The sequence below is a fragment of the Nocardiopsis sp. MT53 genome (genome assembly GCF_019598965.1).
Classification (GTDB): domain Bacteria; phylum Actinomycetota; class Actinomycetes; order Streptosporangiales; family Streptosporangiaceae; genus Nocardiopsis; species Nocardiopsis changdeensis.
In genome coordinates this window covers 728,306-742,611 of the sequence record NZ_CP080599.1, presented here as the reverse complement: position 1 = coordinate 742,611, position 14,306 = coordinate 728,306, and the positions used below count along the sequence as shown (strand labels likewise).

The window sequence follows — 14,306 nt, the reverse complement described above, 5'->3', positions numbered from 1 at the left end:
GACGTGGACCGGACGAGCCGGAGATTCACGTCCGGTGGCCAACCGACTTTATCAAGCGGGGAACCCCTGGGAAGAGGGTTTCGGGTAACTTCCGGTGGGGTTTGCGGTGGCTTCCGCGACCGACGCACAAGATGTGATGTGTCCGGAACGCCCCTGTGACGTCAGAGGTCCGAGAGGTCCCGGGAACGGCCGTGTCAGCGGGTGCTCTGGACCAGTTCCGTGAGCACGCCCCCGCAGTCCTTCGGGTGCAGGAACACGATCTGCGAACCGGCGGTGCCCCGCCGGGGCGCGGCGTCCAGGACCCGCACGCCCCTCCCGCCGACCTCCGCCGCGGAGGCGGCCACGTCCCCGGTCCCGAACGCGATGTGGTGCACGCCCTCCCCGTTGCGTTCGAGGAACTTCCCCACCGGGGAGTCGGGACGGGTCGGTTCCAGCAGTTGCAGATACGTGGCGCCGCCGTCGTCCGTGCCGTTGATCCGGAGCATCGCCTCGCGCACCCCCTGCTCCTCGTTGACCTCCTCGTGCTCCACCTCGAAACCGTAGGTCGACCGGTAGAACTCGACCGCGGCGTCCAGGTCGCGGCAGGCGATGCCGACGTGGTCCAGACGGGTGAGACCGGAGAAGGGGACGGCGCGATCAGGGGCGTTGCTCATCAGGTTGTCGGGTGCGGAGGCCCGGTCCTCCGGGACCGGGAGGGAACACCCTTCTCCTTCCGGTCGGGTATCCACGAACAAGCTGTTAAAAAGTGAAGCATGGCGAGGAAGACTGTGAAGCGGGCGTTCAAGTACCGCTTCTACCCCACCGGTGCGCAGGCGGCGGAGCTGTCGCGCACGTTCGGGTGTGTCCGCCTGGTCTACAACAAGGCCCTCGCAGCCCGCACCCGGGCCTGGTACCAGAACCGGGAACGGATCGGCTACAACGCTACCTCGGCGATGCTCACCGGCTGGAAGAAGACCGAGAACCTCGCCTTCCTGGCCGAGGTGTCCAGCGTTCCGCTCCAGCAGGCGCTGCGCCACCTCCAGCAGGGGTTCTCGCACTTCTTCGCCGGACGGGCCTGCTACCCGCGCTTCAAGTCGCGGAAGAAGTCCCGCGCCTCCGCGGAGTACACCTCCAGCGCGTTCCGCTATCGCGACGGGAAGCTCACTCTGGCGAAGATGTCCGAGCCGTTGGCCATCGTCTGGTCGCGTCCGCTCCCGGCGGGCGCGGCCCCGTCCACGGTGACGGTGTCGCGTGATGCGGTGGGCCGCTGGTTCGTGTCACTGCTGTGCGAGGACACCGTCGAATCCTCCCCGGCGCCACATGATGCGGTCGGTGTCGACGCCGGGATCACCTCGCTGGTCACCCTGTCCACGGGCGAGAAGGTCACCAACCCCCGGCACGAGCGGGCCGACCGGGCCCGGCTCGCCAGGGCCCAGCGGGCGCTGTCGCGCAAGCAGACGGGGTCGGCCAACCAGGCCAGGGCCCGCACCAGGGTGGCGCGGGTGCACGCCCGGATCGCCGACCGCCGGAAGGATTTCCTGCACAAGCTCACCACTCGTCTCGTCCGCGAAAACCAAGTGGTCGTGATCGAGGACCTGACCGTGCGCACCATGGTCAGGAACCGCGGCCTGGCCCGCGCCATCTCCGATGCCGCCTGGTCGGACATGCGGTCGATGCTGGAGTACAAAGCCGCCTGGTACGGGCGGGAGCTGGTGGTGGTGGACCGGTTCTTCCCCTCCACCCGGCTGTGCTCGGTGCCCGGGTGCGGGCACGTGCACGAGCGGCTGCCGCTGGACGTACGCGTGTGGACCTGTCCCCGGTGCGGGGCGGTGCACGACCGCGATGTGAACGCGGCGAACAACCTCAGGGCCGCCGGGCTGGCGGTGTCCGCCTGTGGAGCCGGTGTGAGACCCCGACGGGAGCCTTCCCGGACGGGGCTGTCGGCGTCGAAGCAGGAAGGCCGCGGGGCGACCCGCGACGGGGCGAACGCCCCGGACCACCGGTAGGTGGTTCCGTGATCCCGGCCGCTCACGACCGGGAAGAAGCCAACGTGTGAACCTCTCGGCTGCGGCCAACGGCTGTGTGGGTATCGTTGCAGACCAGGTGCGTCACCGATCACTTGGAGGCCAGTTACCATGCCCGGTTCCGTCATCGTCGGTGGGGCTCGCACCCCCACCGGACGACTCCTCGGCTCCCTCGCCGGGTTCTCCGCCGTCGACCTGGGCGGCTTCGCGATCAAGGGCGCGCTCGACAGCGCCGGGATCAACGGCGACCAGGTCGAGTACGTGGTCATGGGCCAGGTGCTCCAGGCCGGCGCCGGCCAGATCCCCTCCCGCCAGGCGGCCGTCAAGGCCGGGATCCCCATGAACGTCCCCTCGCTCACCGTCAACAAGGTGTGCCTGTCGGGCCTGGACGCCATCGCCCTGGCCGACCAGCTCATCGCCGCGGGCGAGTTCGACGTCGTGGTAGCGGGCGGCATGGAGTCCATGACCAACGCCCCGCACCTGCTGCCCAAGTCCCGCCACGGGTACAAGTACGGCTCCATCGAGGTCCTGGACGCCACCGCGCACGACGGCCTCACCGACGCCTTCGAGGGCGACTCCATGGGCGCCTCCACCGAGCGGCACAACGGCAAGCTCGGCATCACCCGCGAGGAGCAGGACGAGTTCGCCGCCCGGTCGCACCAGCGCGCCGCCGCGGCCGCCGAGAAGGGCCTCTTCGACGCGGAGATCGTCCCGGTGGAGATCCCGCAGCGCAAGGGCGACCCGGTCGTCTTCTCCCACGACGAGGGCGTCCGCCCCGACACCACCGCCGAGAGCCTGGGCCGGCTGCGCCCGGCCTTCGACCGCGACGGCACCATCACCGCCGGGTCCTCCTCGCAGATCTCCGACGGCGCCGCCGCCGTCGTGGTGATGAGCCGGGCCAAGGCCGAGGAGCTGGGCCTGACGGTCCTCGCCGAGATCGGCGCGCACGGCAACGTCGCCGGTCCCGACAACTCCCTGCACTCCCAGCCCTCCAACGCGATCGCGCACGCGCTGCGCAAGGCGGGCCGGGAGGTCGCCGACCTCGACCTCATCGAGATCAACGAGGCCTTCGCCGCGGTCGGCATCCAGTCCATGAAGGACCTGGGCGTGTCCGCCGACATCGTCAACGTCAACGGCGGCGCCATCGCCCTGGGCCACCCGATCGGCGCCTCCGGCGCCCGGATCGCCCTGCACCTGGTCCACGAGCTGCGCCGCCGCGGCGGCGGGCTGGGCGCGGCCGCGCTGTGCGGCGGCGGCGGCCAGGGCGACGCGCTGCTGTTCTCGGTGCCCGCCGAGTAGCACGCGGTCCGCCGCCGGAACGGCGCCGCACGCCGGGAGAACCCCGTGCCGTGCGCGCGCGTCGGTCCCGGCCTGCGGGGGTTCCTCGCAGAAACTAGTCATTCCCCACCGTGTCCCCGGGGCCGACCGGGCCCCGCACGGAGTCACGACGCACCTGGAGCGGCGGGGCGGCGGTCACGAGCCGCCGCCCCGCCGCCGCGCGGACGGCTGCGTATGGAAGGAGCCGCATGGACACCCCCCGACTGGTCGAGAAGCTGCTGCGGGGCGACCGCCGGGCCCTGGCCCGCGCGATCACCCTGGTGGAGAACGGCTCCCCGGAACTGCGCGAGATCATGGCGGGGCTGGCCCCGCACACCGGCCGCGCCCGGATCATCGGGTTCACCGGGTCGCCCGGCGTGGGCAAGTCCACGACCACCAACGCGGTGGTGCGCGCCGCCCGGGCCCGCGGCCTGAGCGTGGCCGTGCTGGCGGTGGACCCCTCGTCCCCGTTCACCGGCGGGGCTCTGCTGGGGGACCGGGTCCGCATGCAGGAGCACGCCACCGACCCGGGCGTGTACATCCGGTCCATGGCCAACCGGGGCCACCTGGGCGGCCTGTCCTGGGCCGCCCCGCACGCCCTGCGGGTGCTGGACGCCGCCGGGTTCGACGTGGTGCTGGTGGAGACCGTCGGCGTCGGCCAGGCCGAGGTGGAGATCGCCGGGCAGGCCGACACCACCGTGGTGCTGTGCGCTCCCGGCATGGGCGACTCCGTGCAGGCCGCCAAGGCGGGCGTGCTGGAGGTCGCCGACGTGTTCGCGGTCAACAAGGCCGACCGGGAGGGCGCCAAGTCCACCCTGCGCGAGCTGCGCCAGATGGTCGCGATGAAGGACCGCGCCGACGACGAGTGGAAGCCGCCGATCGTCATGATGGTCGCCGTGCACGACGAGGGTGTGGACGAGCTGTGGGAGCGGCTGGACGCGCACTTCGCGCACCTGGAGTCCGGCGGGGGGCTCGCCGAGCGCCGCCGCCGCCGGGCTCGCGAGGAGGTGCAGGCCATCGTGCTGGACCTGCTGCGCTCCCGGATCGGCGTGGGCGACGGCGGCGCCCTGGAGTCCGCGGCCCGCGACGTCGCCGAGGGGCGCCGCGACCCCTACGCCGCCGCCGACCTGGTCCTCAAGGAACTGGACGCCTAGGCGAGTGTCCGCAGCAGGACGGCGGCGAAGCCCGCGGGGTCGTCGGCGAACCCGCCGTGGCCGCCGGGGAACACCACCGGGTCCTCGCCCAGGCGCTTCGCCAGCTCCCGGGAGGTCCGGTCGGTGAGCAGGGTCCCGGACTCGGCGCCGAGCCCGACCACGACCCGCACCGGGCCGGCGCGCAGGGCGTCGGTGTCGGGCACGTGACGGGTGGTGCCCCGCAGTTCGTGGACGAAGAAGCGGTGAGCGTCCGCGACGTCCTGCTCGCCGGGCTCCCGCTCCGGGCCGCCCTGCCCCTCCCCGTCCTCCTCGGGCACCGGGAACCCGGCGTTGGCCATGAACGCCGCGAACGCGGCCCCCATCCCGTCCCGGTGGTAGGTCCCGATGATCGCCTCGGTGGCCTCGCGCTGCGCGGTGGCGTCGGGCAGCAGTTCCAGGAGCGGCGGCTCGTGCGCGACGACGGTGCCGAACCGGTCCGGGTGGTGCTCTGCCGCGGCGAGCACGGTCACCGCCCCGCCGCTGGAGCCCAGGGCGTCGGCCTTCTCCGCGTCCAGCGCGTCCAGTAGGGCGACCAGGTCGTCGGCGCGCAGCCGGGGCGTGGAGTCCTGCCGGGGGTCGTCCAGGGGGCTGCGGCCGATGCCGCGCGGGTCGTGGGTCACCACGGTCCGCTCGGCGGCCAGGAGGTCGGCGACCGGGGCGAACTCGCGCGCCGACATGGGCGCCCCGCTCAGGACGAGCACGGGGCCGCTGCCGCGGACCTCGTAGTACAGGGTGCCGTCGGCGGTCTTCACGGTGTGCTGCTCGGGCATCGCGGTTCCTCTCGTTCGGGTCTCACCGGTACCGACCCGGCGGCCCCGCGGAAATCATCGCCCGGGCCGGAACGTTCCCGGGGCACCGCGCCCGGGCGACGGGAACGGCGGCGCCCCCGGCACGGGGCGCCGCCGTCGGGCCCCCGCGGGGGCCGGTGGAGGGGCGGGTGGATCAGCCCAGCGTCGCGTCGACCGCGTTCATGAGGCTGGCGTTGGCGTCGTCACCGTCGATGGACCAGATCATCACGCCGCCGAGGCCGCGGTCCACCGCCCACTGCGTCTTCTGGGCGATGGCGATCTCGTCGTCGTAGGTCCAGAACGTGCTCCCGTTGTACAGCCACGCGGTCCCGGAGGCGTCGTCCCGGTAGAGGTCGTACCCGGTCAGGTTCTTGATGACCTTCCAGTCGTCGATCCCCTGCTCGTAGGTGCCGGGGGCGGGGCCGGTGGCCGCCTGGAAGAGGCCGTCGCCGTTCGGGCCGGGGGAGACCCCGGTCCAGCCGCGGCTGTAGAAGGGCACGCCCAGGACCATGTCGCCGGGGGCCACGCCCAGCTCCAGGTAGCGGTCGATGGCCACCTCGCCCGCGAAGATCCGCGGGCCGGGGTCGCCGGGGGTGACCAGCAGGTTGGACTGGTGGTTGGTGCTGTTCTCCCAGGCGCCGTGGTAGTCGTAGCCCTGCACCGTGATGTAGTCGAAGTTCGGCATGAGGGCGTTCATCTCGAAGCCCAGGTCGATCTTGTCCGGGTCGGCGGGCAGGAACGCGGACAGCTCGAACTGCCGGCCGGTCTCGGTCTCCAGGGCGTCGAGCTGGTCGCGGAACTCCTGGACCAGGGCGGTGAAGTTCTCCCGGTCCTCGGGCCGGATCGTGTTGTGCTCGTGGCCCTCGGAGGCGGGCCACTCCCAGTCGAGGTCGATGCCGTCGAACACGCCGTAGGCGGAGCCGACGCCGCCGGCGCCGTCGAAGAGCGGCAGGTTGCCCCGCAGGTACTGGTCGATGCAGGACGACACCATGCGCTCGCGCGACTCGGGGGTCAGGGCCGCGTCGGAGAAGTGCTCCGACCAGGTCCAGCCGCCGAGGGAGATGTTGACCTTCAGGTGCGGGTACTTCGCCTTGAGCTCCAGCAGCTGGTTGAAGTTGCCGCGCAGGTCCTGGCTCCACACGTCGCCGACGCCGTCGACGCTCTGGTCGGCGGTGAAGGAGCGGCCGTAGTCGGCCCAGGCGTCGCCCTGGCCGAGCTGGTTGGCCATGAAGCACTCGCCGTTGGCGTTGATGTTGCCGAACGAGTAGTTGATGTGCGTGAGCTTCTCGGCGGTGCCCGAGGTGTCCAGGTTCCGCACCAGGTAGCCGCGGTCGTAGATGCCCCACTGGGTGAAGTAGGCGACCCGGCGGTTCTGCGGGGCGGGTACGGTGCCCTCCTCGTCGGTGGTGGCCGTCACCGCGGCGCTCTCGGGGCCGCGGTTGTTGGAGGTGTCGTAGGCCCGCACGGTGAAGTCGTACGCGGTCTGCGGCGTCAGCCCGGTCACGGTGGCGCTGGTCCCGGTGACCGCGCGGACGACCGCTCCGCCGGAGAGCACCTCGTAGCCGGCGACCTGCACGTTGTCGGTGGCGGCGGTCCAGCTCAGGTCCACCGTGTTGGGGCCGGTCCCGGTGACGGTGAGCCCGGTGGGGGCGGTGGGGGCCTCGGTGTCGGGCTCGCCGGGCTCACCGGAGCAGGGGGCGCCGTTGACGGTGCAGTTCAGGGGGGTGGTGTCGGCTCCGGCGGTGCTGGTGCCGTTGAACCCGATCGAGTAGGCGCCGCCCGCGGGGACGGGGCCGCCCCAGGAGGGCGGGGTCAGGGTGTAGGAGTTCCCGGACCGGCTCATGGTGGCGTTCCACAGGCTGGTGACGGCCGTGCCCGAGGGCAGGTCGAACTTGATCGTCCAGTCGTTCAGCGCCGTGTTCCCGGCGTTGGCGACGGTGATCTGGCCGCCGTAGCCGGTGCCCCAGTTGCCGGTCTCGACGTAGGTGACGGTGACGTCGGAGGCGGCCGCCGCGGCCGGGGCGGGGGAGAGGGACAGGGGGATGAGGAGTACGGCTGCGACCAGTGCCGCGAGCCGGGATCGTCGTGCTCTCACTTCGGTGCTCCTGGTGCGTGAGCGGGAGGTGGGGGAGGTCGCCGTCCGGCGGCCCCGTCGCGGGGCGGGCCGGGGGACGACGGCGGGTGTGCGCCCGAGGAGTCGCGTGTCGTGGAGTCGGTGAGGGGGAGGGGGAGCGCGGGGCATGGCGGGCCTCCGGCGGGGGGAGACGGGGGTGTGCGAGAAGTGGAGAGGCCGGTGCGAACCGTCGCACATCGGTCCGCACCGGCCGTGGCGGCGGTGCTCCCCGGATCAGAGCACCGACGCCGCCTGGTTCCCGGTCGGCGGGGGAGGGGCCGAGGGCTCCGCCGACCGGGACGTTCTAGGGGCGGCCCGCCCGCAGGGCCGCGTCGATGGAGGCCATGAGGCTGCCGTCGGCGTCGTCGCCGTCGATGGCCCAGACCATGACGCCGGAGTAGCCGCTGCCCAGGGCCCATTCGGTCTTCTGCGAGACCGCGGTCTCGTCGTCGTAGGTCCAGAAGGTCTCGCCGTCGTAGATCCAGGCGGTGCCCGCCTCGTCGTTGCGGAAGAGCTCGAACTCGCCGGAGTCGACCTTCTCGCGGAGGAAGCGCCACTCCTCGGTGCCCGTGGAGTAGGTGCCCTGGGCCGGGCCGGAGGCGGACTGGAAGAGGCCGTCGCCCTCGGGGCCGGGCTCGACCCCGGTCCAGCCCTGGCCGTAGAACGGGATGCCCAGGACGAGCTTGGCCGGGTCCACGCCGCGGGAGAGGTAGGCGTCCCGGATGAGCTCGGCGGAGATGACGGGCTCGGGGTCGCGGGCGTCGGTCACCAGGTTCGACTGGTGGTTGGTGACCGTCTCCCAGGTGCCGTGGTAGTCGTAGCCCTGCACCGTGATGAAGTCGAAGTTCGGCATGACCTCGTCCAGCTCGTAGCCGGCGTCCAGGCGCCAGCCCCCGGCGGGCATGAAGGCGGTCAGCTCGTAGTGGCGGTCGGTCTCGGCGCCGTACTCGTCCAGCTGGTCGCGGAACTCCTGGACCAGGGCGGTGAAGTTCTCCCGGTCCTCGGGGCGGACCACGTTGTGCGGGTTGCCGTCGGTGCCCGGCCACTCCCAGTCGAGGTCGATGCCGTCGAAGACGCCGTAGGCGGCGCCCTCACCGCCCGCGCCGTTGAGCTCGGGCAGGTCGCCGCGCAGGTACAGGTCGATGCAGGACTCGACGAAGCGCTCGCGCGACTCCTCGGTCAGGGCCGCGTCGGAGAAGTACCGGGACCATTCCCAGCCGCCCAGCGAGATGTTGACGGTGAGGTCGGGGTAGAGCTCCTTGAGCTCGCGCAGCTGGTTGAAGTTGCCGCGCAGGGCCTGGTCCGGGTCGTCGGCCACGCCGTCGACGCTCTCGTCGGCCGGGACCGTGTGCCCGTAGTCGGCCAGGGCGTCGCCCTGGCCCTCCTCGTCGCTCATGAAGCACTCGCCGTCGGCGTTGACGTTGCCGAACGCGTACTGGATGTGCGTGAGCTTGTCGGCGCTGCCCGTCTCGACCAGGTCGGCCACGTGGTAGTCGCGCTTCTCGGCGCTCCACTGGGTGTAGTACGCGACGCTGGTGAAGTCGTGCCCGGGGCCGGTGGCGCCGCCGTCGCAGGGCGCCCCGTTGACGGTGCAGGCGAGCGGGTCGGTGGCGCCGTCCCGGTGCAGGCCGTTGAACCCGAAGGTGTAGGTGCCCCCGGCGGGGACGGTGGCGCCCCAGCGCGGCGGGGTGATCGTGTACCCGGACGGGTCGCCCGCCAGGGTGGCGTTCCACAGCTCGTGGATCCGGCTGCCCTCGGGCAGGGCGAACTCGATCTCCCAGTCGCTCACCGGGGCTCCGGAGGCGTTGTGGACGACGATCTCGCCGGTGTACCCGGTGTTCCACCGGGCGGACTCCACGTAGGTGACGGTCAGGCCCGAGGCGGGCGCCTCCTCGGCGGCGGCCGGGAGCGCGGCGGCCATGAGCGGCGCCGCCAGCACGGTCGCGGCGCAGACCGCCGTGATCCGGTTCCTGAAGGGTCGTGCTCTCACGTCGTGGATCTCCTGCTGTCGGGGGGTTGCAGGGCCCGGGGGCCTGACCAGGGAAGATAAATTTTTAGGAAACTTAACTAATAATTACGGGGGCCGTCAACGGTCCGCGTGGAAGTTTCCGGCGCCCGGTGACTCTCCGGGGTCGGTCCGGTGCGGGTTTTCCGAGATGGCGGGCCGTACCAGTGGCGGCCGGGGTCGGTTGTCCCCTTGTGGCCACGCGGAGGTATTGACCCGTACGGACTGTGCTGCTAGGCGCACAAACGGTGGGGCGCGGGGCTCCGGCCGGGCCCATAGAGTGGCGGCGTGGGAAACCCTTTGAACCTTCCGTTCGACCCGATCGAACGCGCGCACGACAACTGGACGCGGAGATGGGGGCCCTCGCCCGCCATGGCCGCCGTCACCTCGGTCATGCGCGCGCAGCAGATCCTCATCGGTGAGCTGGACGGCGCCCTCAAGCCGTTCGGCCTCACCTTCGCCCGCTACGAGGCGCTGGTCCTGCTTACCTTCAGCACCTCCGGCTCGCTGCCGCTGGGCAAGATCGGCGAGCGCCTCATGGTCCACCCGACCAGCGTCACCAACACCATCGACCGGCTGGAGGGGCAGGGCTTCGTGCTGCGCCGGCCCAACCCCAGCGACGGCCGCGGCGTGCTGGCCGAGATCACCGACGCCGGCCGCGAGGTCACCGAGCGGGCCACCCGGGTCCTGCTCGACCTGGACTTCGGCCTGGGCTGCTACTCCGACGAGGAGCTGTGGGACATGCACCGCATGTTCACCCGGCTGCGCGTCGACTTCGGGGACTTCCCCGAGCCGGCCGCCGAGCCGGTGGCCGGGGCCGCGGACGGGCGCTGAGCACGGGCCGGGATCCGCGCAGGGCCGCGGGTCCCCCTCCTGTACATATTTAGTTGGACGTCCTACTATCCAGGTATGGCGAACACCACGAACGGCACCACCGACGGCGGCGGCGCCGCGGACATCGAGGCCGGGCGCGAGCGCTGGCAGCGCCGCTACGACGCCGCGCGCAAGCGCGACGCCGACTTCACCTCCCTGTCCGGACGCACGCTGCAGCCCGTGTACGGGCCGCCCCCCGGCGCGGAGGTCCCCGGGTTCGAGCGCATCGGCTGGCCCGGCGAGTTCCCCTTCACCCGCGGGCTGTACCCCACCGGCTACCGCGGCCGGGCCTGGACCATCCGCCAGTTCGCCGGGTTCGGCAACGCGCGCCAGACCAACGAGCGCTACAAGATGATCCTCGCCTCCGGCGGCGGCGGCCTCTCGGTCGCCTTCGACATGCCCACCCTCATGGGCCACGACTCCGACTCCCCGCACGCGCTGGGCGAGGTCGGCCACTGCGGTGTGGCCGTCGACTCGGTGGCCGACATGGACCTGCTCTTCGACGGCATCCCGCTGGGCGAGACCACCACGTCCATGACCATCAGCGGTCCGGCGGTCCCCGCCTTCTGCATGTACCTGGTGGCCGCCGAGCGCCAGGGCGTGGACATCGGCACCCTCAACGGCACGCTCCAGACCGACATCTTCAAGGAGTACATCGCCCAGAAGGAGTGGCTGTACCCGCCCGAGCCGCAGCTGCGCCTCATCGGCGACCTCATGGAGTACTGCGCCGAGAACATCCCCGCCTACAAGCCGCTGTCGGTGTCGGGCTACCACATCCGCGAGGCCGGGGCCACGGCCGCGCAGGAGCTGGCCTACACCCTCGCCGACGGGTTCGGCTACGTGGAGCTGGGGCTGTCCCGGGGCCTGGATATCGACTCGTTCGCGCCCGGCCTGTCGTTCTTCTTCGACGCCCACATCGACTTCTTCGAGGAGATCGCCAAGTTCCGCGCCGCCCGCCGGATCTGGGCCCGCTGGATGCGCGACGTGTACGGCGCCAAGAGCGAGAAGTCCCAGTGGCTGCGGTTCCACACCCAGACCGCCGGGGTCTCCCTCACCGCCCAGCAGCCCTACAACAACGTGGTGCGCACCGCGGTCGAGGCGCTCGCCGCCGTCCTGGGCGGCACCAACTCGCTGCACACCAACGCCCTGGACGAGACCCTGGCCCTGCCGACCGAGCAGGCCGCCGAGATCGCCCTGCGCACGCAGGCGGTGCTCATGGAGGAGACCGGGGTGGTCAACGTCGCCGACCCGCTGGGCGGCTCCTGGTACCTGGAGGCGCTCACCGACGAGATCGAGGCCGAGGCCGAGCAGATCTTCGCGCACATCCGGCGGATGGGCGGCGGGGAGGGCGCCGAACACGCCATCGGCCCGATGACCTCGGGCATCCTGGCCGGGATCGAGAACGGCTACTTCTCCTCCGAGATCGCCGAGTCCGCCTTCCAGTACCAGCAGGCGCTGGAGAAGGGGGAGAAGCGCATCGTGGGCGTCAACTCCCACACCCCCACGGTCTCCGGGGAGCTGGACATCCTGCGCATCGGCCACGAGGTGGAGCACGAGCAGCGCCGGGTGCTCGCCGAGCGGCGCGCGGCCCGCGACGGCGCCGCGGTGGACCGGGCCCTGGCCGCCCTGCTCGAGGGCGTGAGGTCGGAGGCCAACGTGGTGCCGCTGATCATGGACGCCGCCCGCGCCGAGGCCACGCTCGGCGAGATCTGCGCGACCATGGGCGAGGAGTTCGGTACCTACACCGAGGCCCCCCGCTTCTGACGCGGCACGGGACGGGACGCGGGCCGGTTCTCGGTCCGCGTCCTTTCCGCGCATACGGCAGGATGGACACATGCAGCCTTCGGACTTTTCCCCGAACAGTGCCGTCGACCTCGGTGCGCGCAAGGCGGCCATGGAACGCGAGGCCAAGCAGCGCGCCGCGGAGTCGGCGGGTCGATCCAATCCCTATGCCGTGAACGTGGACGAGGCCAACTTCCAGGCCCAGGTCCTGGAGCGGTCCATGGCCGCCCCGGTGGTCCTGGCGGTCCTGGCCGGCTGGTCCGAGCAGTCCAAGCAGGTCGAGGACACGCTGGACAAGCTCTCCGCGGCCTCCGGCGGCAACTGGTTCCTCGCCAAGGTCGACGGCGAGGCCAGCCCCCAGCTCGTGCAGGCGCTGCGGGTGCCGACCGCCCCGATGATCATCGTCGTCGTGCAGGGCCAGCTCCTGCCCGGCCCGGCGGGCCCGGTCCCCGAGGACCAGCTCACCGCCTGGCTGACCGAGGCCTTCGCCGCGCTCAAGGAACAGGGCGCGCTGCCGCCCGGGCACCCCGGCACCCTGTTCGGCGAGGGCGGCCCGGAGCAGGCCGAGGCCGGCGTCCCGGAGGCGGACCTGCGCCCCGTCGACGCCGAGGCGCAGCAGGCCCTGGACCGGGAGGACTTCGAGGCGGCCGAGGCGGTCTACGTCAAGGCGGTCGAGGCCGACCCCAAGGACACCGAGTCCAAGAGCAAGCTCGCCCAGGTCCGGCTGGTCCGGCGGCTGCGCGCGGTGGACATGAACGCCGTGCGCAAGGCCGCCGCCGACGACCCGCAGGACGTGCAGGCCCAGCTGGCCGTCGCCGACCTGGACATGTACGGCGGCAAGTTCGAGGACGCCTTCGACCGGCTCATCGCGACGGTCAAGCGGACCTCGGACGGGGACCGCGACGCCGTCCGGGCCCGCCTGCTGGAGCTGTTCGACCTGCTGCCCCCGGGCGACAAGGCGGTGGCCTCCGCGCGGCGGCGGCTCACCTCCGCCCTGTTCTAGGCCGTGTCCGGCCCGTCCCGCACCGCCGCGCGAGGGGGCGGCGGTGCGGGACACAGGACCGGAATCGGCCGTGGTGGAGATACCACTGTGCGGAAATCAGAATTATTACTCACTGGTAGCCGGACAAAGCGGTAAAACCATCCTTTCTTTCCCGGTTTTCGGTCTCCGGGGATAGGGGCCGCCGGCGGCGGGTACAACCGCTGCCACCAGGTCCGCCTCTCTCCGGCAGGTGCCCATGAGCCCGCCTCCCCCCGACCGTCCCCGACGGGCACCCGAGGCGCAGTCCCCGCCCCGTCCCGTCGTCACCATCTCGGCGACCTACGGCGCGGGCGGCGCCGTCGTCGGCCCGGCGGTCGCCGCCGCCCTGGAGGTGGCCTTCCTGGACCGGGCGGTGCCCAGCGCCGTCGCCGGGCGGATCGGCTGCTCCCTCGACGAGGCCCTCCAGCACGACGACCGCTCGCCGAGCGGCCTGGAGCGCCTCCTCGCCGGGGCCGCGCGGCTGCCCACCGTCACCCTGGGCAGCGTCGACACCGCCTTCATCGGCACCGTCAACGAGGAGGGGCGGCTGCTCTACGACCACGAGTTCGTCGAGCACACCGAGCAGGTGATCGGCGGGGTCGCGCACACCGGCGGGGTCGTCCTGGGCCGGGCCGGGGCCATCGTCCTGGCCGGCCACCCCACCGCCCTGCACGTCCGGCTCGACGGCGACCCCGAGGCGCGGCTGCGCCGGGCGCGCGAGCTGTGGGAGTCCGGGGCCACCGACGGGCGCGGGGCCGCGGAGGGGCCGCCCACCGCCCGGGTCCGCGACGACAACGACCGCGCCCGGGCCGCCTACGTCCGCCGCTTCTACCGGACCGACGCCGCCCGGCCCGGGCACTACCACATGGTGCTCGACGGCGCCGTCCTCTCCGTGCGGGCGTGCACCGACGTCATCGTCCGCGCGGCCCGCGACCGGGCGGCCGGGAAGACCCCCTGAATCCGCGGTGTTGAGGTGGTGCGGCCCCGCGCCGGCACCCCGGCGCTCGTGCGAAATTCATCGGTTTTTCACGGAAGCGATAATTGTCGGCTTGTGCTGACTCAGGTCGCTTGACTCGGGTAGGGTGAGGCGACTCCGTCGCGAGACCCCCGAACGCGAACAGGGGTCCGACGCGATGCCGCCCCAGGGGGGCACCGCGCACATCCGATGCCCCGCAGCGCATCAACGCCGCCGCGCCAGGGGACGTCCGCAC

Annotated in this window: 11 protein-coding genes; 7 read left to right on the top strand and 4 right to left on the bottom strand. The window is 72.2% G+C overall.

The window, feature by feature from the left end; all coding sequences use genetic code 11:
* Window positions 1-194: 194 nt before the first annotated feature.
* Entirely contained in the window at window positions 195-653 is a 459-nt protein-coding gene (mce, locus tag K1J57_RS03090) for a methylmalonyl-CoA epimerase (protein WP_220562968.1), read from the bottom strand.
* 99 nt (window positions 654-752) lie between these two features.
* Here mce and K1J57_RS03085 point away from each other — a divergent pair, with 99 nt between their 5' ends.
* From K1J57_RS03085 to meaB, 3 genes are all read left to right on the top strand, one after another.
* The gene (locus tag K1J57_RS03085; protein WP_220562967.1) at window positions 753-1,985 is read left to right on the top strand and encodes an RNA-guided endonuclease TnpB family protein; all 1,233 of its coding nucleotides are present in this window, start codon (window positions 753-755) and stop codon (window positions 1,983-1,985) included.
* 129 nt (window positions 1,986-2,114) lie between these two features.
* Window positions 2,115-3,302 (top strand): acetyl-CoA C-acetyltransferase, encoded by a 1,188-nt coding sequence (locus K1J57_RS03080; RefSeq protein ID WP_220562966.1) that lies wholly within the window; start codon window positions 2,115-2,117, stop codon window positions 3,300-3,302.
* Window positions 3,303-3,529: 227 nt separating this feature from the next.
* Complete coding sequence (gene meaB, locus K1J57_RS03075) at window positions 3,530-4,474, top strand: methylmalonyl Co-A mutase-associated GTPase MeaB (RefSeq protein WP_220562965.1); 945 nt, start codon at window positions 3,530-3,532, stop codon at window positions 4,472-4,474.
* Here meaB and K1J57_RS03070 read toward each other — a convergent pair.
* The 3 genes from K1J57_RS03070 to K1J57_RS03060 form a co-directional block, all read right to left on the bottom strand.
* Window positions 4,471-5,283 carry an alpha/beta fold hydrolase gene (locus K1J57_RS03070; protein ID WP_220562964.1) on the bottom strand — a complete coding sequence of 271 codons (813 nt, stop codon included), beginning with the start codon at window positions 5,281-5,283 and terminating at the stop codon, window positions 4,471-4,473. The two genes, meaB and K1J57_RS03070, sit on opposite strands and share 4 nt — an antisense overlap.
* Window positions 5,284-5,455: 172 nt before the next feature.
* Complete coding sequence (locus tag K1J57_RS03065) at window positions 5,456-7,396, bottom strand: glycoside hydrolase family 18 chitinase (RefSeq protein WP_255646812.1); 1,941 nt, start codon at window positions 7,394-7,396, stop codon at window positions 5,456-5,458.
* A 322-nt stretch (window positions 7,397-7,718) separates the two neighbouring features.
* Window positions 7,719-9,404 (bottom strand): glycosyl hydrolase family 18 protein, encoded by a 1,686-nt coding sequence (locus K1J57_RS03060; RefSeq protein ID WP_220562962.1) that lies wholly within the window; start codon window positions 9,402-9,404, stop codon window positions 7,719-7,721.
* A gap of 315 nt (window positions 9,405-9,719) precedes the next feature.
* Between K1J57_RS03060 and K1J57_RS03055 the strand changes: the two genes are divergently transcribed.
* The 4 genes from K1J57_RS03055 to K1J57_RS03040 all read left to right on the top strand — a co-directional run bounded on the left by K1J57_RS03055 (window position 9,720) and on the right by K1J57_RS03040 (window position 14,053).
* Entirely contained in the window at window positions 9,720-10,253 is a 534-nt protein-coding gene (locus K1J57_RS03055) for a MarR family winged helix-turn-helix transcriptional regulator (protein ID WP_220565320.1), read from the top strand.
* Between the two features lie 75 nt (window positions 10,254-10,328).
* Window positions 10,329-12,056, top strand: a complete 1,728-nt coding sequence (locus K1J57_RS03050) for a methylmalonyl-CoA mutase (RefSeq protein WP_220562961.1) — start codon at window positions 10,329-10,331, stop codon at window positions 12,054-12,056.
* A 70-nt stretch (window positions 12,057-12,126) separates the two neighbouring features.
* Entirely contained in the window at window positions 12,127-13,077 is a 951-nt protein-coding gene (locus K1J57_RS03045; RefSeq protein WP_220562960.1) for a tetratricopeptide repeat protein, read from the top strand.
* 235 nt (window positions 13,078-13,312) lie between these two features.
* Window positions 13,313-14,053: an AAA family ATPase gene (locus tag K1J57_RS03040; RefSeq protein ID WP_220562959.1), complete on the top strand. Its 741-nt coding sequence runs from the start codon at window positions 13,313-13,315 to the stop codon at window positions 14,051-14,053.
* The last annotated feature ends 253 nt before the right edge of the window (window positions 14,054-14,306 follow it).

Bases quoted from the DNA above. Each gene is read 5' to 3' on its own strand.
- K1J57_RS03045 (WP_220562960.1), top strand. From the start codon at position 12,127: ATGCAGCCTTCGGACTTTTCCCCGAACAGTGCCGTCGACCTCGGTGCG.
- meaB (WP_220562965.1), top strand. From the start codon at position 3,530: ATGGACACCCCCCGACTGGTCGAGAAGCTGCTGCGGGGCGACCGCCGG.
- K1J57_RS03070 (WP_220562964.1), bottom strand. From the start codon at position 5,283: ATGCCCGAGCAGCACACCGTGAAGACCGCCGACGGCACCCTGTACTAC.
- mce (WP_220562968.1), bottom strand. From the start codon at position 653: ATGAGCAACGCCCCTGATCGCGCCGTCCCCTTCTCCGGTCTCACCCGT.
- K1J57_RS03050 (WP_220562961.1), top strand. From the start codon at position 10,329: ATGGCGAACACCACGAACGGCACCACCGACGGCGGCGGCGCCGCGGAC.
- K1J57_RS03080 (WP_220562966.1), top strand. From the start codon at position 2,115: ATGCCCGGTTCCGTCATCGTCGGTGGGGCTCGCACCCCCACCGGACGA.
- K1J57_RS03085 (WP_220562967.1), top strand. From the start codon at position 753: ATGGCGAGGAAGACTGTGAAGCGGGCGTTCAAGTACCGCTTCTACCCC.
- K1J57_RS03040 (WP_220562959.1), top strand. From the start codon at position 13,313: ATGAGCCCGCCTCCCCCCGACCGTCCCCGACGGGCACCCGAGGCGCAG.